Genomic DNA, 24731 nt, shown 5'->3' with positions numbered 1-24731 from the left:
GGGCACGACCGTCCCCCTCGCCCCGGACTCCGCGACCGGCACCGCCGCGGAGTCCGGGGCGAGACCACCACCGAGCCTGATGCAAGAAATTTGCTTTAAGCTGGCCGCATGAGCCGAAAAGCGATGGTCCGCCCGGGAGGCCGCAGCGCGCGGGTCCAGGAGGCGGTCCACACCGCCGTGCGCGAACTCCAGGCCGAGCTGGGGCGGCCGGAGCTGACGATCCCGCTGGTCGCGGCTCGGGCGGGCGTCACCCCGTCGACGATCTACCGCCGCTGGGGCGACCTGCAGGAGCTGCTCTCGGACGTGGCGGTCGAGCACCTGCGCCCGGAGGCCCCGCCGGCGGACCACGGGAGCCTGACGGCCGACCTGCGGGGCTGGGCCGAGCAGTTCCTGGAGGAGATGGCCTCCCCCACGGGACGCGCGTACATCCGTGACGCGCTGCTGGGGGATCCCGCGGGCGACAACGCGGGGCAGTGTTCGGCGTATGCGGCGGAGCAGGTCGCCGTCGTGCTCGCGCGCGCCGCGGCGCGCGGTGAGGACGTCCCCGACGTCGAGACGGTGCTCGACCGGGTCGTGGCGCCGATGATGTACCGCATCCTGTTCCGCCCCGACGGTCTCACCGACGTGTATGCGCGACGCCTGGTCGGCGAGGCCGTGGAGGGCTTCGGCGCGTCCGACTGACCCGACCAGAGGGGGGCAGAGCGTCGCCGGTCAGGGGCAGGCGGGTGCGGCGGCGACGGGTTCGAGCCGGTAGCCGTCCCCTTCGGCGACGACGCGGCCGGCGGTCGGCGCGGGGAAGTGCGTGCCGAGGAGCAGGGCGCCGGTGTCGGCGAGCCGGGCGAGCAGCGCGCGCCGCGTGGCCTCGGCCCGTACGGGGTCGATGTCCACGCAGCTGCCGATCTCCGGACGCGCCAGCTGTACGGGGTGGTGGACGGCGTCCCCGGTGACGAGGGCGGTCGCGCCGGCGCTGCTCACCTGTACGGCGACCTGGCCCGGGGTGTGCCCCGGCGTGGGCAGCAGGCGCAACCCGTCGGCGACGTCGAAGCCTTCGGCCGGTACGTCGACCAGGTCGAGCAGACCCGCCTCCTCGACCGGCACGACGGAGTCGCGGAACATGCCGCGCCGCGCCTCGTCCATGTCGTAGGCGGCCCAGAACGCGTGCTCCACCCTCGACGTCAGGTAGCGGGCGTTCGGGAAGGTCGGCACCCACGCGCCGTCGACCTTCCGGGTGTTCCATCCGACGTGGTCGGTGTGCAGATGGGTGAGGATCACCAGGTCGACGTCGTCGGGGGTGAATCCGATGTCGGCGAGGCGGTCGAGGTAGTCGGTACGCATGTCGTGCCAGGCCGGATCGGCCCTCGTCTTGCCGTTTCCGATGCCGGTGTCCACGAGGACCCGCAGACCGTTCACGACCAGCGCGAAGCTGTGGCTGTCGAGGTGCAGGGCGCCGTCCGGGCCGGCGAAGTCGGGGCGCAGCCAGTCGTGTTCGGCGACCACGTCCGGGGTGGCGGCCGGCAGCAGCCACGGCCCGGTCGCGGGCGGCAGGGCCACCTCGTCGACCCGGTGGACCGTGATCTCCCCGACGGACCAGTGGGCGGCGGCCCGGGAGGGGGCCGGGGCCGGCTCGGTGAACTGTGCGGTGCGCATGCGCGTGTTCCTTCGTCTGCAGTGGACCGACCAACAGCAAAAGCGATTCATTCGCTTTAAGCGACCGTAGGCCCTACGGTGGGCTAACGCAAGCCGTTAGCTTTAAGGCGGCGGCGATCGCTCTGCCGCCCCCTCGGAAGGAAGGCAGCACATGTCCGCCCCGGACCTCGATCCACACTTCACTCCGCTTCCGGACACACCCTCAGGACCCCCACCGGCGCAGGACCATCAGGCGGACGTCGCGGCCGTCGCCGACCACGTCCACGCCGTCGTATCGCTCCTGCGGGAGCTGGACTTCGGCGAGACACCGCCCTCCGCGGTGTACCGGGCGGGAGGGGAGCAGCACGATGCGGCCGTATGAACTGACCGTGGCCGAAGCGGCCGAGGCCGTACGCACCCGCCGGCTCTCGCCGGTGGAGCTGGTGGACTCCGCCCTGGAGCGCATCGCGCGGGTGGAACCGCACCTGAACGCCTTCACCACCGTCACGGCCGACCGTGCGCGCGACGCGGCCCGCCGGGCCGAGACCGAGATCGCCCGCGGCACGCACCGGGGGCCCCTGCACGCCATGCCCGTCGGCCTGAAGGACCTCATCGACGTGGCCGGACTGGCGACCACGGCGAGCTCCCGGGTCCGGGCCGGCCATCGCGCGCAGAGCGACAGCACCGTCACGGCGCGGCTCGCGTCGGCCGGAGCGGCCTTGGTGGGCAAGACCCACACCCATGAGTTCGCCTACGGGCTGACCACCCCTCAGACGGCCAACGCCTGGCACCCGGACCGGGTGGCCGGCGGCTCCAGCGGCGGGTCCGCCGTCGCCGTCGCCGCCGGGGCGGCCGCCTTCGCCCTCGGGACCGACACCGGCGGCTCCATCCGGGTGCCCGCCGCCCTCAACGGGGTCGTCGGACTGAAGCCGACGTACGGGCTGGTGCCGCGCCACGGTGTGACCTCGCTGTCCTGGTCGCTCGACCACGTGGGCCCCCTCACCCGCACCGTGGAGGACGCGGGGCTGGTCCTGGCGGCGCTCGCCGGACACGACCCGCGTGACCCGGCGTCCGTCGCGGCCCCGGCCGCGGAGCACCGGCCTGGACCCGACACGGATCTGAGGGGGCTGCGGGTCGGCGTACCGGGCAACTACTACTTCGACCGGGTGGATCCGGAGGTGGAGGCGGCCGTCCGACGGGCCATCGGGCGGCTGGAGGAGCTCGGCGCCCGGCTCGTCGACGTCGAGATCCCGATGACGCGGTACATCCGGGCGACGCACTGGGGCCTGATGGTGCCGGAGGCCTCCGCCTACCACGAACGGACGCTGCGGACGGTGCCGGACCTGTACGGGGCCGACGTACGGGTCCTCCTGGCGGCGGGCGAACGCATCACCGCGGGCGACCACCTGCGGGCCCAGCGCGCCCGCACCCTCATGGGACGGGCCTGGCGGGAGATGATGGAAGCGGTCGACCTGATCGCCGCGCCGACCGTGCCGCTCACCGCCGTGGAGTCCGGTCGGACCGACGTGACCTGGGCCGACGGCAGCGTGGAAAGCGTCGCCGACGCGTACGTACGGCTCTCGGCCCCGGCCAACCTCACGGGCGTTCCCGCGCTGACCGTGCCCGTCGGCCTGGACTCGGCGGGCCTGCCGATCGGCATGCAACTGATGGGCAGGCCCTTCGACGAGGCCACGGTGCTGCGCGCGGGCCATGCCTACGAACGGACGGGCACCGCGCGGGGGTTGGCCCCGGAACGGGCGTCGCGGCGGGCGCCGTGACGAACGTCGCCGCGGGAGCTCCGGCATCGCGAGGATCACCGGTACCGCCGGTACTGCCGGTACCGCCGGTACTGCCGGGATCGCCGGGTATCGCCGGGATCGCCGACAGTCGGTGAACCGGCCCGGAACCGGCGGAGTCGAGCCAGTCGCGGGCGGCCGCGGCCGATGCGTCTGGTGGGGGTGACGGGCGCTATGTAATGTCACATCGCATGATGCTCTTACGCCGTGCGGCGTCGGCCGCTGCCCTCCTCGCCACTGTCGTTCCCCTGGCGGTCGCCTCGCCCGCGCACGCGGCCGACGGTCCGTCCGCCTGCCGCACCTCGGCCTCCGTCCCCCTGGACGCCGAACAGGCGCGACTCTCGGACGCCCGCACCACGGCCCTCATCGAGCGCGGCGGGCTCGCGGACTTCGTCCGCCGGTTCCCCGCCGCGCTCTGCTCGACCCGCGGCCCCGCCGAGGCCGACCGGCTGGTCGACGCCTGGGGCGAGGCCCTGTGGCAGGCCTCCGTACGGCGGGCCCAGACCCAGCGGCCCGGCGGCGACCTCGCCCCCGGGGACGACCGGCCGCTGTACTGGGCGCGGCTCGGCATGACCGCCGCACTCGCCCGCTGGCAGCCGGAGTTCACCGCCGACCGGGCCGGCCTCCGCGCCCGCTTCGAGGACGCCTCCCGGGGCCTGACGAACAACGCCTTCCGGACCGCGCCGGGCGTACGACGCGTCTTCATCAGCGGGTTCGACCCCTTCGGGCTCGACGCCGAGATACGCCGCGCCAACCCGTCGGGATCGGCGGCCCTGCAGCTCAACGGACGGCGCGTGACCCTCGCCGACGGCAGCCCGGCCGAGATCCGCGCCGTCGTCCTTCCCGTGCGGTACTCCGACTTCGACGCCGGCATGGTGGAGCGGGCGTTCGCCCCGCGCATGGCCGGCGGCCCCGCCTCCGCCGACATCATCACCACCGTCAGCCAGGGCTACCCCGGCGTCTTCACCCTGGAGGACTGGGCGGGGCGGGCCCGGTCCGCCGACCCCTACCCCGACAACGTGCGCGCCCTCTCGGGCGGCACCCGCGAACACCCGGTGACCGCCCCCGGCCTCGGTCCGGGCCCGGAGTTCATCCGCACCACGCTCCCCGCGAGCGCCGTCACCGCCGCCGTGCAGAGCCCGTATCCGGTCCTCCTCAACAGCGACGTCACCGAGATCCCGGCGGGCGGCACCACCCCCGTCGACCGGACCGACGGCCCGACCCCGGGCTCACGCGCCGTGGCGGGCGGCGGGGGCGGCTACCTCTCCAACGAGGTGGCCTACCGCTCCAACCGCCTGCGCGCCGAACTCGCCCCGCGGCTGCCCGGCGGCCATCTCCACACCCCGGTGCTCACCGGCCTGCCGGCCGACCCCCAGCAGCTGACCGGCACCGAGTTCGAACGCAACGAGAGCGCGATCGCCGCGGAGGTCCGCGCGGTCCTCGAACACGCCGCCGTGCGGCGCTAGGTTCTGCCCCGCCTGCGGTGCGTCCTGCTGCCATGGGGCAGGATGGCAGCCCGTTCCGGATGCGTACACACGCCCGAACGCGGCTTCAGGCACGACGAACTGACAGGTGACAAGGTGACGACACACCCACACCCCATACGACGGCCGGCAGCGCCCGTCGCCACTCCCCCGGGCCGGCGCGGCGCACCGGAGGGGGTCCGTTGACCCGGGATCTCGTCCTGCACGACTGGCTGGTCGCCGGGATCGCCCTGGCGGCGGGCGCCGCCGCCGGGCTGCTGCTGCGGGCCCTGCTGCGGTGGCTGGGCCGGCACGCCGCGCGGACCCGGTGGCAGGGGGACGACATCATCGTCGACGCCCTGCGCACCATCGCGCCCGGGGCCGCCCTGATCGCCGGGGCGGCCGTGGCCGGCACCACCCTGCCGCTCACCACGCGCGTCTCCGGATTCGTGAACCAGTCACTGACCGCACTGCTCATCCTCATCGCCACGCTGAGCGCGGCGCGGGTCGTCGCGGGCCTCGTCCAGTCCGTGGCGGGGGCGCGCACCGGGGTGGCCGGGTCGGCGACCATCTTCGTCAACATCACGCGGATCGTGGTCCTCGTGATGGGCGTCCTCGTCGCCCTGGAGACCCTGGGCGTGTCCATCGCGCCACTGGTCACCGCCCTCGGTGTGGGTGGTCTGGCGGTGGCCCTGGCCCTCCAGGACACCCTCGCCAACCTCTTCGCCGGCGTGCACATCCTCGCCTCGAAGACCGTGCAGCCCGGTGACTACATCCGCCTCACGAGCGGCGAGGAGGGCTACGTCGTCGACATCAACTGGCGCAACACCGTGGTCCGCAACCTGTCGAACAACCTGGTCATCATCCCCAACGGGCGTCTCGCACGGACCAACATGACCAACTTCACCCAGCCGGAGGCGCAGTTCTCGATCCTGGTCCAGGTGGGTGTGGGCTACGAGAGCGACCTCGAGCACGTCGAGCGGGTGACCCTCGACGTGGTCGGCAAGGTGATGGCGCACGTGGACGGTGCCGACCCGGCGCACGAGGGGGCGGTCCGCTTCCACACGTTCGCGGACTCCCGGATCAACTTCACGGTGATCCTGGGCGTCGGCGAGTTCAGCGACCAGTACCGGATCAAGCACGAGTTCATCAAGCGCCTGCACGAGCGGTTCCGGGCGGAGGGCATCTCGATCCCCGCACCGACGCGTACGGTCGCGCTCCACCAGGACGAGGTCCCGGGCGCTCCGTCACCGCACCCGTCGGCGTCGCCGGTCCCGCACCAGCGCCAGGCACCGCCGCCGATGCCGGCGGCCGGCGGCCGGTAGCGCGCCGAACCCGTACCCGAGCCCTCGCGCGCATGCCGTCCGTCGTGCGCACGGGGGCGCGGGGCGACGACCGTGTCCGGATGCGGAATCCGTATGCGGTACGTCAAGACCTCACCAGGGCGGGTGCCTCCTGCTCCCACCGTGGGCAGGCTGCACGTGGCGACAGCCGATCGGCCGGCTGCCCGCGCCACGTCCGGACTGGAGGCAGCACATGCCCGGGTACCGACTCCACGACCGTGCCGCGCTGTTCGGGGCCCTGGTGGTTCCCCTGCTCGTGGCTCTCGCGCTCGTTCCCTTCCGCGCCCATCTCTCACCGGCGAACGAGGCCTTGGTCCTGGTCGTCGTCGTGGTCGCGATCGCCGCCTCGGGCACGCGGACCGCCGCCGCCCTGGCCGCACTGTCCGCGGCGACCTGGTACGGCCTCCTTCTCCTCTCCCGGCCCTATCGGCGGTTCACCCTCGCCGACCGGGACGAGATCCAGACGGCCGTCCTGCTGCTGGTCGTCGGGCTGATCGTCGCGCACCTGGCCGTCCGGGCCCGCAGGCTGGAGGCGGTCGTGGTCACCGGGGCCGCGCACCTGTCCAGCCTCCAGGGCACGGCCCGGTTGACCGAACGCGGCGATTCTCCGGACGCGGTGGTCGAGTTCGTCCGCCAGGAGCTCATCGGCCTGCTGGAGCTGCGTGGTTGCCGCTTCGAGTACGGGACCCTGATCGGCCACCGGCCTCGGCTGGAGCACGACGGCGGCCTGTGGCTGCGCCGCGGCGGCGAGGTCACCGAATACGCCGACTGGCCGGACGGCGAGACCGAGTTGCGGGTCGTCGGGGGCGGCCACTACTACGGCCGCTTCCTCCTCGCCCCCGCTCCCGGCCACCCCCTGCCGCCCGAGGACGCCCGCTCGGTGGCACTCGCCCTTGCCGCACTGGCGGGCGCCGCCCTGGACACGGCGGGAGTGTCCCACCGCGGCTGAGCCCGCGACATTCCACCCGTTCCCTGGGCTGCGCCGAGTGGCGAGGACGTGCGGCCCGGCGAGTGCCTCGGGCCCCGAGCCTCGGCTCACGGGGCGTGGCGGTGGACGCGGGCGAGGACCAGGACCGTGTCGTCGGTCGGCGGTTCGGGCAGCAGGCCGGCCAGAATCCGGTCCGCCATGGCCTCCAACGGTTGTGCGTGGTCGCCCAGTTGGGTACGCAGGGCGTCCAGTCCGACCTCGATGTCCCGTCCCCGGGCCTCGATGAGGCCGTCCGTGTAGAGGGCGAGCGTCGCGTTCTCGGGCAGTTCGATCTCGGTGGTCCGGAACGGGCAGCCGCCGACGCCCAGTGGGACGCCCAGGACCTCGTCGACGGTCTGCACCGTGCCGTCCGGCCGGAGCACCAGGGGTGGGGGGTGGCCGGCGCTGGCGATACGGGCGCGTCCACTGCGCGGGTCGTAGACGAGGTACACGCAGGTCGCGAGCTCGATGCCGGCCTCCTGGGCGCAGGCGTCGAGTTCGGTGAGCAGGTCGGCGGGCTCACCGTCGTGGCGGGCCAGCGCCTTGGTGGTGATGCGGAGGTAGCCCATGGCGGCGGCCGCGGACACCCCGTGCCCCATCACGTCGCCCACGACGAGGACGACCCGACCGTCGGGGAGGTTGATCACGTCGTACCAGTCGCCGCCGACCTCGGTGATCCTGCTACCGGGTACGTACCGGTGGGCCACGTCCACGTACGGGCTGGCCGCCAGCTCGGTGGGCAGCAGGGCCCGCTGCAGGGTGAGCGCGATGTCCTGGACCCGGCTGTAGAGGCGGGCGTTGTCGAGGCAGATCGCGGCGCGCGAGGCGAGTTCGCCGGCCAGGCTGACGTCCTCCTCGGAGAAGGGCGGACGGGCGGCGGACCGGCCGAACATGGCGATGCCCTGGACGGTGCCCCGGGCGATGAGCGGGGCGACGAGGATGCAGGCCACCCCGCTCTCGCCCATGATCTTCGTGCGTGACTCGGTGACGACGGTGCGGGCCAGGAACTCCTCGTCCACCACGGCCGAGATGGCGCGGCCGGTGCTCAACATGTCGTGGATGACGGAGCCCGGCGGGTAGCGGACCTTCTCCACCCCGCTCACGAGTTCGACGGCCGGAGCGGGCAGGGTCGTCCCGGAGGCGATGCGGCGGGTGAACAGGGGCCGCCCGGGATCGAAGTCCTCGGTCTCGTCCATCCATTCCACGATCTCGACGACGGAGCCGTCGCAGAAGTCGGGCATCGACGCGTCGACGAGTTCCTGGGCGGTGAGGTTGACGTCCAGGGTGGTCCCGATCCGGGTGGAGGCCCCGTCGAGGAGGGCCAGCCTGCGACGGGCGGCGGTGGCTTCCAGGATGGCCCGTTCCCGGTCGGTCACGTCGATCATCAGTCCGCCCACGCCGGCGTGCGTCCCGACGGCCCGGCTCAGCGGGAAGAAGCTCACGGACCGGACCTGGTCCCGGTCCGGATGCCCGCGGGGGCGCACGCCGACCAGGGTCCCGACGACGGGCGCTCCGCCCCGGGCGACGGCGCGCACCATGCGCTCGTACTCGCCGCCGTCGGACGTGATCATGATCTCGTCCATGCGTCGGCCCAGGTGGGAGCGGATCGGCAGGCCGTCCATGTCGGCGAGGGCCTGGTTGAGGTGGATGTAGCGCAGGTCCTCGTCGACCATGACGAGGCCGATGGGGCAGGTCTCGAAGAGGGCGTCGAGGAAGGCGAGGTTGGTCTTGACCCGGTCGAGTTCGTCGCTGCGGCTCGTCAGGATCATCACCACCGAGGGGCCGGACCCGGTCACGGAGAAGGACCGGAAGCCGCAGTCGAAGGCCGTGCCGTCGCGGTGCCGGGCCGTCAGCCTGCCCCGCCAGTAGCCCTGTGTACGGCCTTGTTCCGTCAGCCGGGCGCACGACGCGGAGGCGCCGTTGGCGGCGTCGGCGAAGAGGAGGGCGCCGGGCCGGGTGAGGACGGCGCCGGGTTCGTACCCGAAGAGGTCGCGGGCGCCGGGCCCCCAGTAACAGACCCGGTCGCGCTCGTCGATGCCGAGGACGGCCACGGGCACGCGCTCCAGCAGCGACCCGGGCTCGGACCAGATCGGGCCGTGGGTCTCCTCGCCCCCCGGCCGAGCCGATGGCACGAGACGTCCCCTTCCGCACGCCGTTCTCTCCACATCATCATGCGGACACGTCGTGCGGGCACGCCGGGCGCCGCGAGGGGCCCTGGTCCCCGCACGGCCGACTCCAGGAGGGGTGCGGACGACACCAGCAAGGCCTATGCGCCTTTTGCCTGGCAGATGCGAGTGTCGGCGACGTCTTCACCTCTTGGATGATCAACCGTGACGGGGTACGGTCGAGCGGCCCGATTCCGTGCTCCGAACCAGGTGCCGCCCCGGGTGCGCCCCTGCTTGACTGGTCGTGGCCACCACCCTCCGGACCGCTTGGCGGCTCTCGCGGTCACGGAGTGACCTGGTCCAGGAAGCCCCCGCGCGCCGACAGCGGTGTTCGGCGCGCGGGGCTTCGCCGACCGCCGCCGTCGCCCGTACCCGTACCCGTACCCGTACATCGTGGAGCTGCGACGGCCCGCGTTTCGACACCCCGGCACCTGCCGAGCCCGCCGGACTCCCGGATGATCGATGTTCCGCCTTCCTTCGATCACGGGAGTCCAGCCCCATGTCCACCATCAGCGTGCGTTCCGTGCGGGAGGGCGACTTCGCCCAGTGGCGCGTCCTCTACCGCGGCTACGCCGACTTCTACGGCGTGGAGCAGACCGAGGAGGCGGCCGCCACGGTGTGGTCCTGGGTGACCGACCCCGGACACGAGGTCGACGCCCTGGTGGCCGAGGACGGCGAGGGCCGGCTGCTGGGCCTCGCCCACTACCGTCCGTTCGCGCGCCCGCTCTCCGCGACAGTCGGCTGCTTCCTCGACGACCTGTTCGTGGCACCCGAGCATCGCGGCTCGGGCGCCGCCGACCTGCTGCTCGGCGCCCTGCGCGAGCTCGCGGCCGAGCGGGGCTGGAGCGTGGTCCGCTGGATCACCGCCGACGACAACCACCGCGCCCGCGCCAAGTACGACCAGGTCGCCCGGCGCACGATGTGGGTCACCTACGACATGACCCCCTGAGCCCCGACGGTCGGCCGGCCCCGCACGCGTCAGCCCAGTGCGAACCAGGCCGCCCGGGCCTTCTTCCACTCCGCGTGGGTCAGGTCCTTGGCCTCGGTGCCGTCCCCGTACAGGTCCGCGGACCCGCTGTCCGTGATCAGCTGCACCCGGGCGCCCGGAACCGTCAGGTCCGGCACCTCCACGATGGCCTCCCAGCCGCCGGGGTCGGTGGTCGGCAGGTCCGCCCGCTTGACCGGCGCGTGGCCGGGGACGCCGTCCCACTGGTAGAGCGCGTACGGGTCGGAGTTGTCGTCGGCGGCCCAGGAGCCGGCCAGGATCAGGTACTGCCCGGCCGCGTTCTTGCGGATGTCCCGGACGGAGAGGCCGCCGAGGTCCAGCTCGATGCCCGGCCCGAAGGTGGCCTTGACCCCGCTCGCCAGGACCTGGTCGAAGTTGGTGACCGGCACGATCAGGGCCTTGCCGCCGGGCACGACCGGCGCGAGCGGGGCCCGGAAGCCCAGGTAGGCGGTGCTGGTCGAGCCCGGGGCGAACTCCAGGCCCTCGACGTTGAACCCGTCGATCTGCTTCGGCGCCTCACCCTCCGCGGTGCCCGCCGCGAAGCCGTACTTGTTCCCGTTGGCCTTGTCCCAGGCCACCAGGTCGTCGCGGAGCTTCTTGTACGAGCGCCCGTAGGTCAGCTGCGCGCTCGCGCCGGATCCGCTCACCGTGGTGGTGAAGACCGTGTTGCGGGGAGCCTTGTACTCGCCGTCCTTGTTGTTGCCGAGCGAGCCGGTCCAGTAGATGGTGTTGCCGATCCGGGTCGCGCCCTCGATGTCCACCTCCTTGCTCACGCCGAGCTGCGAGGAGAAGTCCCAGGTCCGCACCGGTGCGCCCGAGCGGGAGCGGTCGTACAGGCGCAGCACGTTGGACTCGTCGTCGGCCACCACCGCGTACCCGCCGCCCACGTCCACGGCGGCCGAGGCGTCCGCGGACCCGGTGAGGTACCGCGCGTCGGCCGGGTTCTGCACGGCTGCCGAGGCCGCGTAGGACAGCGTCTTGGTGGCGGTCTTGCCGCCCAGCCCGGTGACCTTGACGGTGAGGTTGGTGTAGCCGCGGCCACGCGCGGCGACGGCCAGCTGCCGCACCGCCCCGCCGCCCGTGAAGGTCGCGTCCCCGATACCGGCGACCGAGGCCTTGCTCGACGCGGACACGCTGACGGTGAGCGCGGACGCGTCGGCCCCGCTCTGGCCGACGGTGACGTTCACGACCGGGTCACCGGTCGCGCCGACGGCCCCGGAGAGGTAGGAGGCGGACAGCGCGATCGTCGGCGTCCCGTACGTCACGGCCTGCGCGGGCACGGTCAGCGCGGCGACCAGCAGGGCGGCGGCGCCGGCGGTCCCGGCGGCGAAGCGAACGGTCACGGAAGGTCCTCTCGTCTACGGCGTCACGTCGTGACGGCCGTCGAGAAGATTCGGCCACGGTGGACAATTCCCGGTGCACACCACCCGTCCACCCGGAGAACAGCGTTCCGGAAATCCGCCGCACCCGCCATCCGAGCGCCCGTCGTCCCAGCGCCCGGCGTCCGAGCGCCTGTCGTCCGAGCGCGGCGGTCGTCAGGCCGGGAGGTCCATCAGGAGGAGCGGGGCCGTCGTGGGCTGGTCGGAGCCTCCGGTGGGTTCGAGGGTGAGGCCGATCGCGGCGGCGCCGGCCGTGTCGCCGTCGATGAGGACGGTTCCGTCCTGGTGGATGAAACCGGCCGGGCGCATCGTGCCGTCGTGGTCGAGCCAGAGTTGATAGGTCGTGCCGGGGGCGGGCGCGGGCAGTCCGCCGGCGGTGAAGACGGCCTTGTCGCGCACCGCCGAGGAGACGACGGTGGCGGAGGCTCCGTTGCTGGTGCGGCCGTGCACGGCGCGGGCGTCGGGAGCGGCCAGGACCGTGCCGACGTCGTCGAGGCGCTGCTCGATCTGCCGGGCCTGCTGTGCGTAGTGGCGGCTCTCCTGGTGCTGCCAGGCGGCCAGGCCCGCGAACAGGGCCGCGGCGGCCACGCTCGCGGCCACGACGAACCGTCCGACCTTGCGGCGCAGCGCGCCGCGCGGCGCGACCGGGGCCACGGCGGTGGAGCCCCGGGGCGGGAGTTGGCGCACGCCGTCGACGGCCGCCAGGGTGCGCCGCTTCATGGCAGGGGGCGGCGGCACGGCCACGGCGGCGGCCAGCCGGGCGGCGGTGGCCTGGAACTCGGCCACTTCCTGGCGGCACTCCTCGCACCGGGAGAGGTGGTCGGTGAACGGCTCGTGTTCGCCGGGGTCCAGGGCGTTCAGCGCGTAGGCGGCGGTGAGGGTGTGGCTGTCGGACCGGTGCTGGTTCATGTGGTCACCCCCATGCAGTCGCGGAGCCGGATCAGCCCGTCGCGCATGCGCGTCTTGACGGTGGGAAGCGGCGTGTGGAGGACTTCGGCGACCTCGCGGTAGGTCAGGCCCTGGTAGTAGGCCATGGTCACGACCTGTCGCTGGAGTTCGGTCAGGCCGCGCAGGCAGCGGCGGACCTGTTCGCTGTCCAGGCGGGTCTCGACCTGTTCGGCGACCTCGTCGAATGCCGTGCGGTGCTCGCGGGCGGCCTGCGCGTGTTCCCGGTCGGAGGATGCCTGGGCGGAGCGGACCCGGTCCACGGCCCGCCGGTGGGCGATGGTCGCGACCCAGGTGGTGACGCTGCCGGAGTCGGGCCGGTAGCGGGCGGCCTGCCGCCACAGGTCGATCATGACCTCTTGGGCGACCTCCTCGGACTGGGCCCGGTCGCGCACGACCTTGATCACGATCCCGAGGACCAGGGGGGCGAGGGCGTCGTACAGGACGGAGAACGCCTCCTTGTCGCCGTGGGCCACCTGCCGCATGACCTGGGCGAGGTCGATGCGGTCGGCGGGGCCTTCGGCGGGTTCGGGGGCGAAGGGGCTCGGTCGGTTCACGGGGTGGGCTCCGACCGTGGGGACCGGACGCGGGGTCGGCCGGGGGCGTCCGGTCGGGGGCGGGCTGTCCATCGCATGGTGATCCTTGTCCGGAGAGCAGCGGCCGGACCGCCGCGCGAAAGGCGGTGTCGACCACAGGTCCAGGGGGCGGGGTCTGATGGTTCTTCGTAGCGGAGGCGCGTACGGATGGGAGGGCGTTCACGCTCCGGGCCGGCGCGCGGTTCCCTCGTTCGAGGGAACCGGCGGGTCAGGGGTCCCGCCAGGTGATCACGGCGATGACCTGCTTGCCGCGCGGTGAGCGGCTGACGAAGAGGTCCGCGCCGAGCGCCCGGACGATCTGCAGTCCGCGCCCGCGGGTGGCGTCGGGCCCGTGGCCGTCGCCCCGCCGGGGCAGGGAGAGCGAGCCGTCGCTGACACAGATGCCCGCCCGGCCGCGGTCCAGGCTGATCGTGAGCGCGTACGGGGGCAGGGCGTGCCGGACCGCGTTGGTGGCGAGCTCGGAGGCGATCAGCAGGATGTCGCAGGCGGTCTCCTGTGGGCAGCGCACGGGGTGCAGGGCGAGGGTGCGCGCGGCGCTGCGGCGGGCTTCACCGGCGGCACGCGGTCCTGACGGCAGGGGGTGGTGCACGGTCCTCGGCCGCGCGGTGGATGCGATTGCGGTGTCCATGACTGTTCCTCGCTGTGCGAGCGGCCCCGGGGGGGCCGGTGGCTACGGGAGCTACGGGAGCTACGGGAGCTACGGGAGCCGGGAACGGACGGGGTTCCGGGGCGGTGACCCCGGAACCCCTGTGTGCCAGGTCGGCGCTACGTTGCGTCGGAGCTACCACTTGCTGTGGCAGTTCCAGTGGCCGGGCGTCCAGTGCTTCGAGTAGCCCTTGCCCCACCAGCCGTCGTGCCAGTTGCCGTGGTGGTCGCGGTAGCCCTGATGCCAGGTGCCGTGCTTCCACTTGTATTCCCAATGGCCCTTCACCCAGGTGCACCGCTCGTGGCGGTCCCACCGGTTGTGGCGGTCATGGCGGTCCTGACGGTGGTCGCGATCACGGTCACGGTCGCGGTCACCGGTGAGCGTCGAGCTCACCGTGGCGGACGTCGCCGGGGCGGCGTTCGCGGTGCCGGAGAGGCCCAGCAGCGACCCGCCGGCCAGCAGCCCGACGGACGTGGCCCCCACCAGCAGACGCCGCGTGCGCAGCGAACCGGTCATCGCACTCACCTCCTTCCCTTCGTCGGACGGTCGGTTCGGCGGCCCCTTCGACCTCAGGAGCCTCATCAGGGATTCGCCGCGAGCGGCGCGAGGGATTGGAAAAACCTCATGTGCGGACAAAAAGGCTCGACCCCGGCGCCGCGCCGTTCGCGGCCCGAGCGGCATCGCCCATGCTGCGGGCGTGCCGACGTACTCCGTGAGCCTCGCCGCCCGACCGCTGCGCGTGAGCCCGGAAACCGTCCTCCGATGGACGGAGACGGGCCGACTGCCGGCCGACCGCGCTCCGGACGGTTCACGATCCGTCGACGGCGTGGCCCTGGCCGCCTTCGCCCAGGAACGGGCCGCCGGAACGCACCCGTTGCCGCCCCGCGTCGCGCCGACCTCCGTACGGAACTCCTTCGCCGGGTCGTCACCGCCGTACGGCTCGACGAGGTGGCGGCCCGGGTGACGTCCACCGAGGTCCACGTCGAAGCACCGTAGGCCCCGTCCCGGCGCCCGAGGTCATCCGCAGCGCAGCGCCGCGTACAGGTCCAGCTTGTGGTCGAGGCGCGACAGGTCACGGCCCGTCAGGACCTCCACCCGCTCGATCCGGTAGTGCACCGTGTTCACGTGCAGGTGGAGCGCCTCGGCCGTGCGGGCCCAGGAGCAGTTGTTGGCCAGGAAGACCTCCAGGGTGTCCCGCAGCATCCCGTCCCCGAGCGCCCCCAGGGTCCGTGCCCCGTACACGGATCGCACCTCCGGCGGGATCCCCGCCATCAGCTCCCCGAGGGTGTCCAGGTGCTCGACCCCGCGCACCGGGACCGTCCCGTCGGCCGAGGTGAGCGCGAACCGGGCCTGGGTGAGCGAGGCACGCAGCCCTTCCAGGCCCTCGGCCCGCGCGCCGATGCCCAACCGGAGGTCCGCCTGCGGTCCCCCGCACTGCTGGAGCAGCGGCCACACCGCGCGGAGCGCGCCGGCCGCGTCGATCTCGGAGGCCGGGTCCTCGTGCAGCACCGCCACCGACCGGCCCACCGCGTACACGGCGCCCTCCAGGTGGCGCAGGCCCTCCGCGAGGGCGTCGCCCGAGGTCGATGCCATGACCCGGTACGCCCCTCCGACGGGCAACCCGGCGCCCGCGAGCGCCTCCTCCAGCGCTCCGGTGTCGGCGGGGGCGGGGGTGGGGCCCGCGAGGGTTCCCTCCAGTACGCCGATCAGCTCCTGCCCGGCCAGCCGCTCCGCCGCGAGCCGGCGGGTCTGTCCGCCTCTGCTCTGGGCGAGCACCTCGGCGATCTCGTGGAGCACCCGCGGGGGCGCCGCGTCCGGGTCGGGCACGTACAGCTGCCAGGCGTCGTACGGGGAGCTCTCGGTCTCGATGCGCAGCCGGACCCCGCCGCGCGCGGAGGCGGCGGACACCTGCCCGGCGGGCAGCTCGGGGGCGGACGGGGTACGGGCCACCGTGCGGCCGGTGGCGGTGAGCAGGTAGCAGGAGACCCGGCCGAGGTGCGCGCACGCCCGGTCCAGGAGTTCGTCCGGGCCCGCCCCCGCCTCGACGAGCCGGCTCAGCTCGCCGCGCACGTTCTCGGGGAGGGCGAAGAGCCGGGTCGGGCGGCGGCTGAGGTCGCCCCACTGGCGCAGGTACACGGCCTCGGTGACCGCCCGGAAGCTGGTGCGCGCGGGGACGGCCACGAGCGGCACCCGGTGGCTCCGGCAGGCGTCGACGACCTCTTCGGGGACCCTGCCGTGGGTCTCTTCCCCGGCCAGCAGCGCCGTGGCGCCGGCGTCGGCGAGCGCGCCGACGAAGCGGTCCGCCTTGGCCACGTCACCCTCGGCCCACCACACGAGTCCGCTCAGCACGAGTTCCCCGGGCCCCAGGAAGCGGCCGGGCTCCTCCAGGTCGGTGGCGGTGACACCGGCGACCTCCTGGCCGAGAAGGGTTTCCTCGCCCCAGAGCAGGTGGAGGCCGAGGCTGTCGAGCTGGAGCAGGTCCAGGACGTGCATGGCGGGGACTCCTTGCGATGGGCGGATGCCCACATTCGCGAGGTGAACAGAGGCTGAGTCATCGTAAATGCTAGGTGAAGTGCCCGGTACGCCTCTTGGTTGATCCTCCAGGAGGGATGGTTGCGGGCTCGTCCGATTCCGTGGCCGGGACCAGTCGTTTCGCACCGTCTCCCGTTGCTTCACTGGCTGAAACCCCCTGTCAGGCCGGAAAGGCTGGTGGCGCGAATTGGATCTCAACACGGTGCTCGACGTGCGCGACGCGCGCCGCCGCGAACCCTGGCGTCCCGGTGACGCCTGGCTCGGCGGCGGCACGTACCTCTTCTCCGAGCCCCAGCCGCACATCCGCCGCCTGGTCGACCTCTCCCGCATGGGCTGGCCGCCCCTGTCCTGGCAGCCCGACGGCTCCCTGGACATCGCCGCGACCTGCACGATCACCGAGCTCTCGCGGTTCGCCCGGACCCTGCCGACCACGGCCGCCCCGCTCTTCGAGCAGTGCTGTCGGGCCTTCCTCGCCAGCTTCAAGATCTGGAACATGGCGACCGTCGGCGGGAACCTGTGCAACGGCCTGCCCGCGGGCCCCATGGTCTCCCTCACGGCCGGCCTCGACGGGACGGTCTTCCTCCAGAGCCAGGACGGCGCCACCCGCCGGATGCCCGTCACCGAGTTCATCCTCGGCGCCGGCGTGAAGGACCTGCGGGAGGGTGAGCTGCTGCGGTCCGTGCGCCTGCCCCCGAACGCGCTGGACTCCCGTACGGCCTTCCGCCAGGCGTCCTTGTACGGACTCGGACGCTCCGGCGCGCTGGTCATCGGCGCGTGCGACCCCGCCGACGGCTCCCTCGCCGTGACGGTGTCCGCCGCCACCGTCCGCCCCTTCCGCTTCTGGTTCGCGTTGCCGCCCACGGCCGCCGAACTGCGCGCGGCGATCGACGGCACCGTCCGGCCGGACGAGTGGTACGACGACATCCACGGACTGCCCGCATGGCGGCGCCACATGGCCCTGCGCCTGGCCGAGGAGATCCGCCGCGAGCTCACCACCGAGGACCACCGATGACGTACGAGATCGAGATCAACGAGCGGCGTTTCGACACCGAGCCGCGGGCCGGCCAGTGCCTGCGCACCTACCTGCGCGAACGCGGCTGGTTCGGCGTGAAGAAGGGCTGCGACCAAGGCGACTGCGGGGCTTGTACGGTCCACGTCGACGGACAGCCCGTGCACAGCTGTCTCTACCCGGCCGTCCGCGCCGAGGGGCGCCGCGTCACCACGGTGGAGGGTCTCGCCCGCTCCGGCGGCGAACTCCACCCGGCGCAGCGGCAGTTCCTGGACGCCCAGGGCTTCCAGTGCGGCTTCTGCACCGCCGGCTTCCTGATGACCACCGCCGCCCTCCAGGCGGAGGAGGGCACCGTCCACGACGACGGCAAGCTCCAGGACCTGCCGCGCGCCTTCAAGGGCAACATCTGCCGCTGTACGGGCTACCGCGCCATCGAGGACGCGGTCCGCGGGGTCAAGCACACCGAGAGCCCCGAGGCCGGGCAGGCCGTGGGCCGGTCCCTGGCCGCCCCGGCCGGGCCGCTCGTCGTCACCGGCACCGCCCGCTACACGTTCGACGTGGAGGTGCCCGGGCTGCTGCACATGAAGCTGCTGCGCTCGCCGCACCCGCACGCGCGGATCGTCGACATCGACATCAGGGACGCCCTTCAGGTCCCGGGGGTCCACGCGGTCCTCACCCACCACGACGCCCCCGACCGGCTGTACTCGTCGGCCCGCCACGAGCACCCGACCGAGGACCCGATGGACACCCGCGTCCTGGACGACGTGGTCCGCTTCGTCGGCCAGCGCGTGGCCGCCGTCGTCGCCGACAGCGAGCAGGCCGCGGAGGAGGGCTGCCGCCGGGTGGTCGTCACGTACGAGGAGCTCCCCTACGTCGTCGACCCGGAGGAGGCCATGCTGCCGGGTGCGCCGATCCTCCACCTCAAGGGCCCCGAATCGGGGATCTTCCGCGCCGAGAACAACGTGTGCGGCGAGGTCCACAACACGCTCGGCGACATGGCGCAGGGGTACGCGGAGGCGGACGTCGTCTACGAGGAGACCTTCCGGACGCAGCGCGTGCAGCACGCCAGCCTGGAGACCCACGGCAGCGTCGCGTACTTCGAGCCCAAGGAGGAGGGTGACGGCGAGCGCATCACCGTCCGGTCCTCCACCCAGGCCCCGTTCCTGACCCGGCGGGCGCTGTGCGCCCTCTACGACCTGAACGAGGACGAGGTGCGCGTCGTCGCGGGCCGCGTGGGCGGCGGGTTCGGTGGCAAGCAGGAGATGCTCACCGAGGACATCGTCGTCCTCGCCGCCCTGAAGCTGCGCCGGCCGGTGAAACTCGAATTCACCCGGGCCGAGCAGTTCTACGGGGCCACCACCCGCCACCCCTTCAAGATCACCATCAAGATCGGTGCCAAGGCCGACGGCACCCTGACCGCGCTGCGCATCCGCGTGGTCTCCAACACCGGCGCCTACGGAAACCACGGCCCGGCGGTCATGTTCCACAGCGTGGGCGAGTCCTTCGCCGTCTACAAGGCGCCGAACAAGGAGGTGGAGGCGTACTCCGTCTACACCAACGGCGTCCCGGCCGGCGCCTTCCGCGGCTACGGCCTGGGCCAGGTGCTGTTCGCCCTCGAATCGGCGATGGACGAACTCGCCCTCCGGCTCGGCATGGATCCGCTCGTACTGCGCGAGAAGAACGTCATCGGCGCCGGTGACCACCTGGTGACCCCGATCGGCCACGAGGAGGACCTGTTCATCGCCTCGTACGGGTTGAAGCAGTGCATGGACGTGGTGCGCAAGGCCATCGCTGAGGACCGCAGCCACGAGGACGTCCCGGAGGGCTGGCTCACCGGCACGGGATCGGCCGTCGCGATGATCGCGACCGGTCCGCCCGGCGGTCACTTCGCCGATGCCCGGGTGAGCCTGCTGCGTGACGGTACGTACGACATCGCGGTCGGCACGGCGGAGTTCGGCAACGGCACGACCACCGTCCACAAGCAGATCACGGCCGGTGCCCTGAACACGACGGTGGACCGGATCGCGGTCCGCCAGTCGGACACGGACGTGGTCCGGCACGACACCGGAGCCTTCGGATCCGCCGGCACGGTGGTGGCGGGCAAGGCGGTGATGCTGGCGGCGAACTCGCTCGCGGAGCGCCTGCTGACCTTCGCGGCCCGCCACACGGGCGTGGCCCGGCACCTGTGCGAGCTGGGGCCCGAGGCCTTCGACTGCGCGGGCCGGATCGTCACCCTCAAGGAGTTGTACGAGGCCGCGCAGGACAAGGGCGAGCTGGAGGAGATGGCCGCGGACGGCCACTGGACCGGCTCCCCCCGTTCGGTGGCCTTCAACGCCCAGTGGTTCCGCCTCGCCGTCGACCCGGACACCGGCGAGATGAGGATCCTGCGGAGCGTGCACGCGGCGGACGCCGGCAAGGTCATGAACCCGCTGCAGTGCCGTGGCCAGGTCGAGGGGGGCGTGGCCCAGGCGTTGGGCGCGACCCTGTTCGAGACGGTACGGGTGGACGAGCGCGGCGAGGTCACCACGGCCGCCTTCCGCCGCTACCGGCTCCCGCAGTACGCGGACATCCCGCGCACGGAGGTCCACTTCATGGAGACCTCGGACGCGATCGGCCCGCTCGGCGCCAAGTCCATGAGCGAGAGCCCCTTCAACCCGGTGGGCCCCGCCTTCACCAACGCCCTGCGGGACGCGACCGGGGTGCGGTTCACCGAGATGCCCGTGACCAGGGACGTCGTATGGCAGAAAATGCAAGCTGCAAGGGAGTAGATCGGACTCATCTGCGGCTCACATGGTGAGATGAGGGTGGCAGATACGTTTCCAAGGCGACGGTATCCGGGAATCGGGCTCGTATGGCCAAACTCATGCTGCACGGCGACCTCGACCGCCCGGCCCTGCTCAGCGTCGCCGACCTGCGCGAATGGAAGCAGCACCGGGCCAAGGTGGTGTTCGACTGCGCGACGAACGGCCCGCAGCACCACGTCTTCGAGGGTGTGTTGCTGCGTGACGTGGTCGCGAGCGCGGGGCCGGCCTTCGACGCCCGGCGCCGCAAGGACCGATCGCGCTTCCTGCTGGCCGTCAGCGGCGGGGACGGCCACCACAGCGTTCTCGCCTGGGCCGAACTGGACGCCGACTTCGGGGGCAGTCCGGTGCTGCTGGCCACCCGGCTGGACGGGACGGACCTGGACGAGGCCGGGGCCCAGCTGGTGGTCCCGTCGGACCGGTGCGGGGCCCGCTATGTCAGCGCGGTCACGCACGTGTGGTTCGGCGCCCTGGCGGCGCCGGGCCTCTGAGCGCGGCCGGGACGACGCTTACGGTTCAGGCGCCGGCGAGGGAGATCTCGGTCGACTTGATCAGCGCGACGACGGCGGAGCCGGGGACCAGACCCAGCGCCTGGACGCCGTCGGCGGTGACGGCCGCGGTCAGCCCGCCCCCGTTCACGTTGATCTTCACGGCGGCCATGGCCGGGCCGACGGCCACCTCGGACACCGTGCCCGTGATCTGGTTGCGGATGGAGATGTTCTCGACCGGGCCGGTGGCCAGGGCCACCTCGGTGGACTTGACGAGCGCCTTCACCGCGGATCCCGAGGTGATGCCGAGGTCCTTGACGGCTTCGGCGGTGATGGCGGCGGTGATCTCCTGACCGCCGTCCAGCCGGACCTTGACCGTCGCCATGGCTTCGCCGACGGTGACGGCGGTGACGGTGCCCGCGAGCTGGTTGCGGATGCTCAGAGTCATGGTTCGACCTCTTGCGTAGGCGCCTCGCGCGGTCCGGGAGGGCCGCACGGGACCGACCGTAGGGCCACCCGGTCCGGCCCGCCCCGATCCTCCTCGCGCCCGCGCGCCAGAACCACCCGACCGGTCGGCCCGGTGCTTCACTGGGGAGCATGCCCTTCGACCGCTACGGCGTGCTGGCCGGGACCCTGCACCAACACTTCCGCGACACCCCCGACACGGAGGGCGCCTGGTTCCACGTCAACCTCCGTGTCGACGCCCCGGACGGGCGGTACAAGTGCGCCGTCGACGTGGACAGCCACGACTCGGACACCGGCGTGCAGTGGAAGGTCTTCACCGTGGACGCGGCGGCACTCGGCCCGGTGGCCGCCCTGGCGCCGGGCTTCCACGATCTCGCCCGCACGCCCGGGTCCGGCGCCCTCGACTACATCCGCCATCCGGCCCTGCGCCGGCGCCAGGACTGGCCCGGATGGCTGCCCGGCCCGCTGCGCGAACTCCTCGACCGGCTCCTGAAGTCGTCCCCGCCGTGGACCTCGGGCTCCAATCTCGAAGCGGCCACCGCCTTCGAACCGATCCTCACGGTCGGACGGCGGATCCTGGTCTTCGGCGAGCCCTTCGACACCGGGCTGGGCGTGCACAACATCCACCAGAACCAGGGCGACCCGTACGGCAGCCCGTGGTGGCCCGAGAACGGCATCTGGCAGGACGGCGCGACCATGACCCGGCGCCCCGACGGCCGTTACGACGTGTTCCTGAACAAGTTCTCCGGCCAGAAGGACCACACGGACGCCGACGGCCACCCGGTCTGAGTCCCGCCCTGTCCGCTCCGACGGCCCGGCCCGCACGAAATCGGCCCCGGACCGCCGGGAACTTCGGGCGTGCCCCGTCCGACTACTCCCCCGTGGGAGGCGGATCCTCGCCTTCCCGCGTGGCGGAGGAGGCATGTGATGGGCGGGCTGGATGTGCGCATGCGGGAGGTCGTGTGCCGGCACGGCCGGGTGGAGGCCGTCTCCGCCGTCGACCTGGAGATCGCCGCCGGAGAGCGCGTGGCCCTGACCGGCACCAACGGCTCGGGCAAGACGACGCTGCTGCGCGCCGTCCTCGGCCTGCACCGCCAGACGACGGGATCGATCCGGGTCGGCGGACGCGAGGGCCGGTCCCCCGCCGAATGGGCCTGGCGGCGCCGGGCCTGTGCCTGGATCCCGCAGAAGCCGGCCGCCGGCCGCTTCCCGCTGCTCGGCGCCGAACTGCTGGCCGCCAGCAACGCGCCGGCGGAGGCGGCCGAGGCCGCCGAGCGGCTCGGTGTGGGCAAACTCGTCGGGCGGCCCCTGCACACCCTCTCCGGCGGCCAGTTGCAGCGGATGTACCTCGCCCGTGCGATCGGATGCATCGCGGCGGGAGCCGAGTTGCTCCTGGCGGACGAGCCGACCGCCGCCCTCGACTTCGACGGGCAGTCGGAGGCCGCGGACGTCCTCACCTCCCTGCCGGTGACCCTCATCGTGGTGACGCACGACCGGGCGCTCGCCGACCGGTGCGACCGCGTCCTGGAGATGGCCGCGGGCCACCTGCGGGAGATCCGGTGAATCTGGCCACCGCCGACCTCGGCGAACTGCTGCGACTGCTGCCCGTACAACGGGCCGGAGTGGCGCTGCTGCTGGCCGCGATCGGGCTGCCGGTCATCGGTGTGGTCATCGTCGGGCTCGACATCATGCCGGTGCGGTTCGCGATGATGCACGTGGCCCTGCTGGGCATCGCCGTCGGCCTGCTCACCGGACTCGACCCGATGCTGTGCGCGCTGGTGGCCTGCGCGCTGGCCGGCGCGGGTGTCGCCCCGCTCGCCCGGACCCCGGACGGCCTGTCGGGGGCGATGGGCCTGCTGATGAGCCTGGCCATCGCGGCGGCGCTGCTGCTGCTGGCCGTGTCAGGGGTGAACGCCTCCGGCGCCTTCGCCCTGTTGTGGGGATCCATCCTGTCGGTGGGCTCCGCCGACCTCGTCGTCCTCGGCGTCCTGGCCGTCGTCGTGCCGGGCCTGTTCTGGTGGCGGCGGCGCGAGATCGGCCTCCTGCTCTACGACCGCGAGCTCGCCCAGTGTTCCGGCGTACCCGTGCGGGCGCTGACGGCCGCACTGCTGGTCCTGGTCGCCATCGCGGTCGCCGGGGCGATCAAACTCACCGGCGCCCTGCTCGTCGACGCCCTGACCTTGCTGCCCGCACTCGCCGCCCGCCGCCTGGGCAGCTCACTGAAATCGATCACCCTCTGGGCGGTCGGCATCGGCGTGGCGGTGAACCTGACGGGGTTCCTGCTGGCCCTGTGGCTGGACTGGCCGCCCGGCCCGGTCCTCGTCCTGACCGCGGGGGCACTGGTCCTCGCGGTGCATTTCATACCCGAACGGAGAATCAGCTCATGGCGCGCACCCGCGTCCGTATCACTTCCCTCCTCGCACTGAGCGCGGCGCTCTTCCTGACCGCCGCCTGCGGGAACGACCCCTCGCCCCAGGACACGAAGTCCGAGGCCGGCCCGCAGCCGCAGGCCAAGAAGCCGGTCGTGGTCGTCACCACCACCTGGGAGGGCGCCTTCGCGAAGGCGGCGGGCGCCGAGGACGTCAAGGTCATCGTGCCGCAGTCCGTCCACCACGCCCCGGACTACGACCCCAAGCCGTCGGACCTCGCCGCCGTGGCCAAGGCCGACTTCGTGCTGTACGCGCCCTTCGAGCCGTACGCCGCGAAGATCAAGGAGGCCGCCGGCTCCAAGGCGAAGCTGGTCGAGGTGAACCTCGACAACGACCCCGACAAGGTCAAGGCCGAGGTCGACAAGCTGGGCGCGCTCTTCGGCACGGCGGACGCGGCCACGCGCTGGAAGGCCGGATTCGACACCGAGTACGCGAAGTTGAACAAGGAGGTCCAGGCCGGGTGGCCCGGCGGCCGCAGCCCCTCCGTCGTGACCCAGGTCTTCACGGCGTGGTCGGCGAAGCTCGCGGGCGCCACCCCTGTGGGCACCTACGGGCCCGAGGCCGTGACCCCGGCGCAGCTGGCCGAACTCGCGGCGAAGAAGCCGGAGCTGGTGCTGGACAACGCGCACATGTCCACCGGCACGGTGCTCCCCGACTCCGGCGCCGAGCAGGTGAAAATCGTCAACTATCCCGGTGAGGACCTGGACCTGCTGACGGTCTACCGAAACGCCGCGGCCGAGCTGAAAAAGGCCATGGGCGCTTCGTGATCAGCCGTTGACGAGCCGCCCCGCGGCCCGCGCGAGACCAGACGAGAACCGGCCATTCACCGGTCCGCCGGTTCGCCGTTCCGCGGGGCGCTCGGCCACCATGAACCACGCCGGAGGTCGTGATCATCATCGACCCGAGCCACTACCTCCGGCCCACGACCCTCGCGCCGCCCCGATCCGCCCCGCCCGCTCCCGCGCGCCCCTCGGAAGGGAGGCGGCGTGCGCTACGACTCCACGGGCAGGTGGCGCAGCGCGCAGCCGATCGGTTCCGGGCCCGGAGCGGTCGTCCGTCAACCGGTGGCTTCGGG

The 24731-nt window shown here is 72.8% G+C and carries 24 protein-coding genes; 15 read left to right on the top strand and 9 right to left on the bottom strand.

Annotated features, from left to right (window positions below):
* Positions 1-108: 108 nt before the first annotated feature.
* Positions 109-681: a TetR/AcrR family transcriptional regulator gene (locus OG624_RS33740; RefSeq protein ID WP_371640188.1), complete on the top strand. Its 573-nt coding sequence runs from the start codon at positions 109-111 to the stop codon at positions 679-681.
* Between the two features lie 30 nt (positions 682-711).
* Here OG624_RS33740 and OG624_RS33735 read toward each other — a convergent pair whose 3' ends face one another.
* Positions 712-1647 (bottom strand): MBL fold metallo-hydrolase, encoded by a 936-nt coding sequence (locus OG624_RS33735; protein WP_033215379.1) that lies wholly within the window; start codon positions 1645-1647, stop codon positions 712-714.
* 151 nt (positions 1648-1798) lie between these two features.
* Between OG624_RS33735 and OG624_RS33730 the strand changes: the two genes are divergently transcribed.
* The 5 genes from OG624_RS33730 to OG624_RS33710 all read left to right on the top strand — a co-directional run bounded on the left by OG624_RS33730 (position 1799) and on the right by OG624_RS33710 (position 7177).
* On the top strand, positions 1799-2008 hold the full coding sequence (locus OG624_RS33730) for a hypothetical protein (RefSeq protein WP_033215378.1): 210 nt from the start codon (positions 1799-1801) through the stop codon (positions 2006-2008).
* The gene (locus OG624_RS33725; RefSeq protein ID WP_371640186.1) at positions 1995-3404 is read left to right on the top strand and encodes an amidase; all 1410 of its coding nucleotides are present in this window, start codon (positions 1995-1997) and stop codon (positions 3402-3404) included. The genes OG624_RS33730 and OG624_RS33725 overlap by 14 nt, the downstream gene beginning before the upstream one ends.
* 209 nt (positions 3405-3613) lie before the next feature.
* Positions 3614-4888, top strand: a complete 1275-nt coding sequence (locus OG624_RS33720) for a pyroglutamyl peptidase (RefSeq protein WP_371640185.1) — start codon at positions 3614-3616, stop codon at positions 4886-4888.
* A 200-nt stretch (positions 4889-5088) separates the two neighbouring features.
* Complete coding sequence (locus tag OG624_RS33715; protein WP_033215373.1) at positions 5089-6210, top strand: mechanosensitive ion channel family protein; 1122 nt, start codon at positions 5089-5091, stop codon at positions 6208-6210.
* Positions 6211-6421: 211 nt separating this feature from the next.
* Positions 6422-7177, top strand: coding sequence for a DUF4118 domain-containing protein (locus OG624_RS33710; protein WP_033215371.1), 756 nt, complete (start codon positions 6422-6424; stop codon positions 7175-7177).
* A gap of 86 nt (positions 7178-7263) precedes the next feature.
* On the opposite strand, the gene OG624_RS33705 is transcribed toward OG624_RS33710, so the two are convergent.
* Positions 7264-9327, bottom strand: coding sequence for a SpoIIE family protein phosphatase (locus OG624_RS33705; RefSeq protein ID WP_033215369.1), 2064 nt, complete (start codon positions 9325-9327; stop codon positions 7264-7266).
* Between the two features lie 532 nt (positions 9328-9859).
* On the opposite strand from OG624_RS33705, the gene OG624_RS33700 reads away from it, so the two are divergent.
* Entirely contained in the window at positions 9860-10309 is a 450-nt protein-coding gene (locus OG624_RS33700; RefSeq protein ID WP_033215367.1) for a GNAT family N-acetyltransferase, read from the top strand.
* A 29-nt stretch (positions 10310-10338) separates the two neighbouring features.
* On the opposite strand, the gene OG624_RS33695 is transcribed toward OG624_RS33700, so the two are convergent.
* The 5 genes from OG624_RS33695 to OG624_RS33675 form a co-directional block, all read right to left on the bottom strand.
* Entirely contained in the window at positions 10339-11709 is a 1371-nt protein-coding gene (locus OG624_RS33695; protein ID WP_371640184.1) for a hypothetical protein, read from the bottom strand.
* A gap of 192 nt (positions 11710-11901) precedes the next feature.
* Positions 11902-12654, bottom strand: a complete 753-nt coding sequence (locus OG624_RS33690; RefSeq protein ID WP_033215365.1) for an anti-sigma factor — start codon at positions 12652-12654, stop codon at positions 11902-11904.
* Positions 12651-13247 carry an ECF RNA polymerase sigma factor SigK gene (sigK, locus tag OG624_RS33685; protein WP_442759684.1) on the bottom strand — a complete coding sequence of 199 codons (597 nt, stop codon included), beginning with the start codon at positions 13245-13247 and terminating at the stop codon, positions 12651-12653. Before sigK ends, OG624_RS33690 begins: the two co-directional genes overlap by 4 nt.
* 247 nt (positions 13248-13494) lie before the next feature.
* Complete coding sequence (locus OG624_RS33680) at positions 13495-13914, bottom strand: ATP-binding protein (RefSeq protein WP_266354910.1); 420 nt, start codon at positions 13912-13914, stop codon at positions 13495-13497.
* Positions 13915-14067: 153 nt separating this feature from the next.
* The gene (locus OG624_RS33675; protein ID WP_033215363.1) at positions 14068-14448 is read right to left on the bottom strand and encodes a hypothetical protein; all 381 of its coding nucleotides are present in this window, start codon (positions 14446-14448) and stop codon (positions 14068-14070) included.
* A gap of 181 nt (positions 14449-14629) precedes the next feature.
* Between OG624_RS33675 and OG624_RS33670 the strand changes: the two genes are divergently transcribed.
* On the top strand, positions 14630-14896 hold the full coding sequence (locus OG624_RS33670) for a hypothetical protein (RefSeq protein ID WP_051762526.1): 267 nt from the start codon (positions 14630-14632) through the stop codon (positions 14894-14896).
* 53 nt (positions 14897-14949) lie between these two features.
* On the opposite strand, the gene OG624_RS33665 is transcribed toward OG624_RS33670, so the two are convergent.
* On the bottom strand, positions 14950-16425 hold the full coding sequence (locus OG624_RS33665) for a PucR family transcriptional regulator (protein ID WP_033215361.1): 1476 nt from the start codon (positions 16423-16425) through the stop codon (positions 14950-14952).
* A gap of 226 nt (positions 16426-16651) precedes the next feature.
* Here OG624_RS33665 and OG624_RS33660 point away from each other — a divergent pair, with 226 nt between their 5' ends.
* The 3 genes from OG624_RS33660 (at position 16652) to OG624_RS33650 (ending at position 20765) form a co-directional block, all read left to right on the top strand.
* Positions 16652-17476 (top strand): FAD binding domain-containing protein, encoded by an 825-nt coding sequence (locus tag OG624_RS33660; RefSeq protein ID WP_371640183.1) that lies wholly within the window; start codon positions 16652-16654, stop codon positions 17474-17476.
* Entirely contained in the window at positions 17473-20241 is a 2769-nt protein-coding gene (locus tag OG624_RS33655; RefSeq protein ID WP_033215357.1) for a molybdopterin-dependent oxidoreductase, read from the top strand. The genes OG624_RS33660 and OG624_RS33655 overlap by 4 nt, the downstream gene beginning before the upstream one ends.
* 83 nt (positions 20242-20324) lie before the next feature.
* The gene (locus OG624_RS33650; protein ID WP_033215356.1) at positions 20325-20765 is read left to right on the top strand and encodes a molybdopterin-dependent oxidoreductase; all 441 of its coding nucleotides are present in this window, start codon (positions 20325-20327) and stop codon (positions 20763-20765) included.
* A gap of 25 nt (positions 20766-20790) precedes the next feature.
* Here the strand turns inward: OG624_RS33650 and OG624_RS33645 are convergent, their stop codons facing one another.
* Positions 20791-21210 (bottom strand): TOBE domain-containing protein, encoded by a 420-nt coding sequence (locus tag OG624_RS33645; RefSeq protein WP_033215355.1) that lies wholly within the window; start codon positions 21208-21210, stop codon positions 20791-20793.
* Between the two features lie 149 nt (positions 21211-21359).
* On the opposite strand from OG624_RS33645, the gene OG624_RS33640 reads away from it, so the two are divergent.
* The 4 genes from OG624_RS33640 (at position 21360) to OG624_RS33625 (ending at position 24423) form a co-directional block, all read left to right on the top strand.
* Positions 21360-22016, top strand: a complete 657-nt coding sequence (locus OG624_RS33640) for a DUF2278 family protein (protein ID WP_033215353.1) — start codon at positions 21360-21362, stop codon at positions 22014-22016.
* A 138-nt stretch (positions 22017-22154) separates the two neighbouring features.
* Complete coding sequence (locus OG624_RS33635; protein ID WP_033215351.1) at positions 22155-22790, top strand: ATP-binding cassette domain-containing protein; 636 nt, start codon at positions 22155-22157, stop codon at positions 22788-22790.
* Entirely contained in the window at positions 22787-23653 is an 867-nt protein-coding gene (locus OG624_RS33630) for a metal ABC transporter permease (RefSeq protein ID WP_030716724.1), read from the top strand. The genes OG624_RS33635 and OG624_RS33630 overlap by 4 nt, the downstream gene beginning before the upstream one ends.
* A complete protein-coding gene (locus OG624_RS33625; protein WP_033215348.1) occupies positions 23611-24423 on the top strand; it encodes a metal ABC transporter solute-binding protein, Zn/Mn family in 813 nt (270 codons plus the stop codon). Before OG624_RS33630 ends, OG624_RS33625 begins: the two co-directional genes overlap by 43 nt.
* The last annotated feature ends 308 nt before the right edge of the window (positions 24424-24731 follow it).

The sequence above is a fragment of the Streptomyces virginiae genome, assembly GCF_041432505.1.
GTDB classification, from domain to species: Bacteria; Actinomycetota; Actinomycetes; order Streptomycetales; family Streptomycetaceae; genus Streptomyces; species Streptomyces virginiae_A.
The sequence above is the reverse complement of the archived record's forward strand: the minus strand, read 5'-3'. Positions and strand labels throughout refer to the sequence as shown.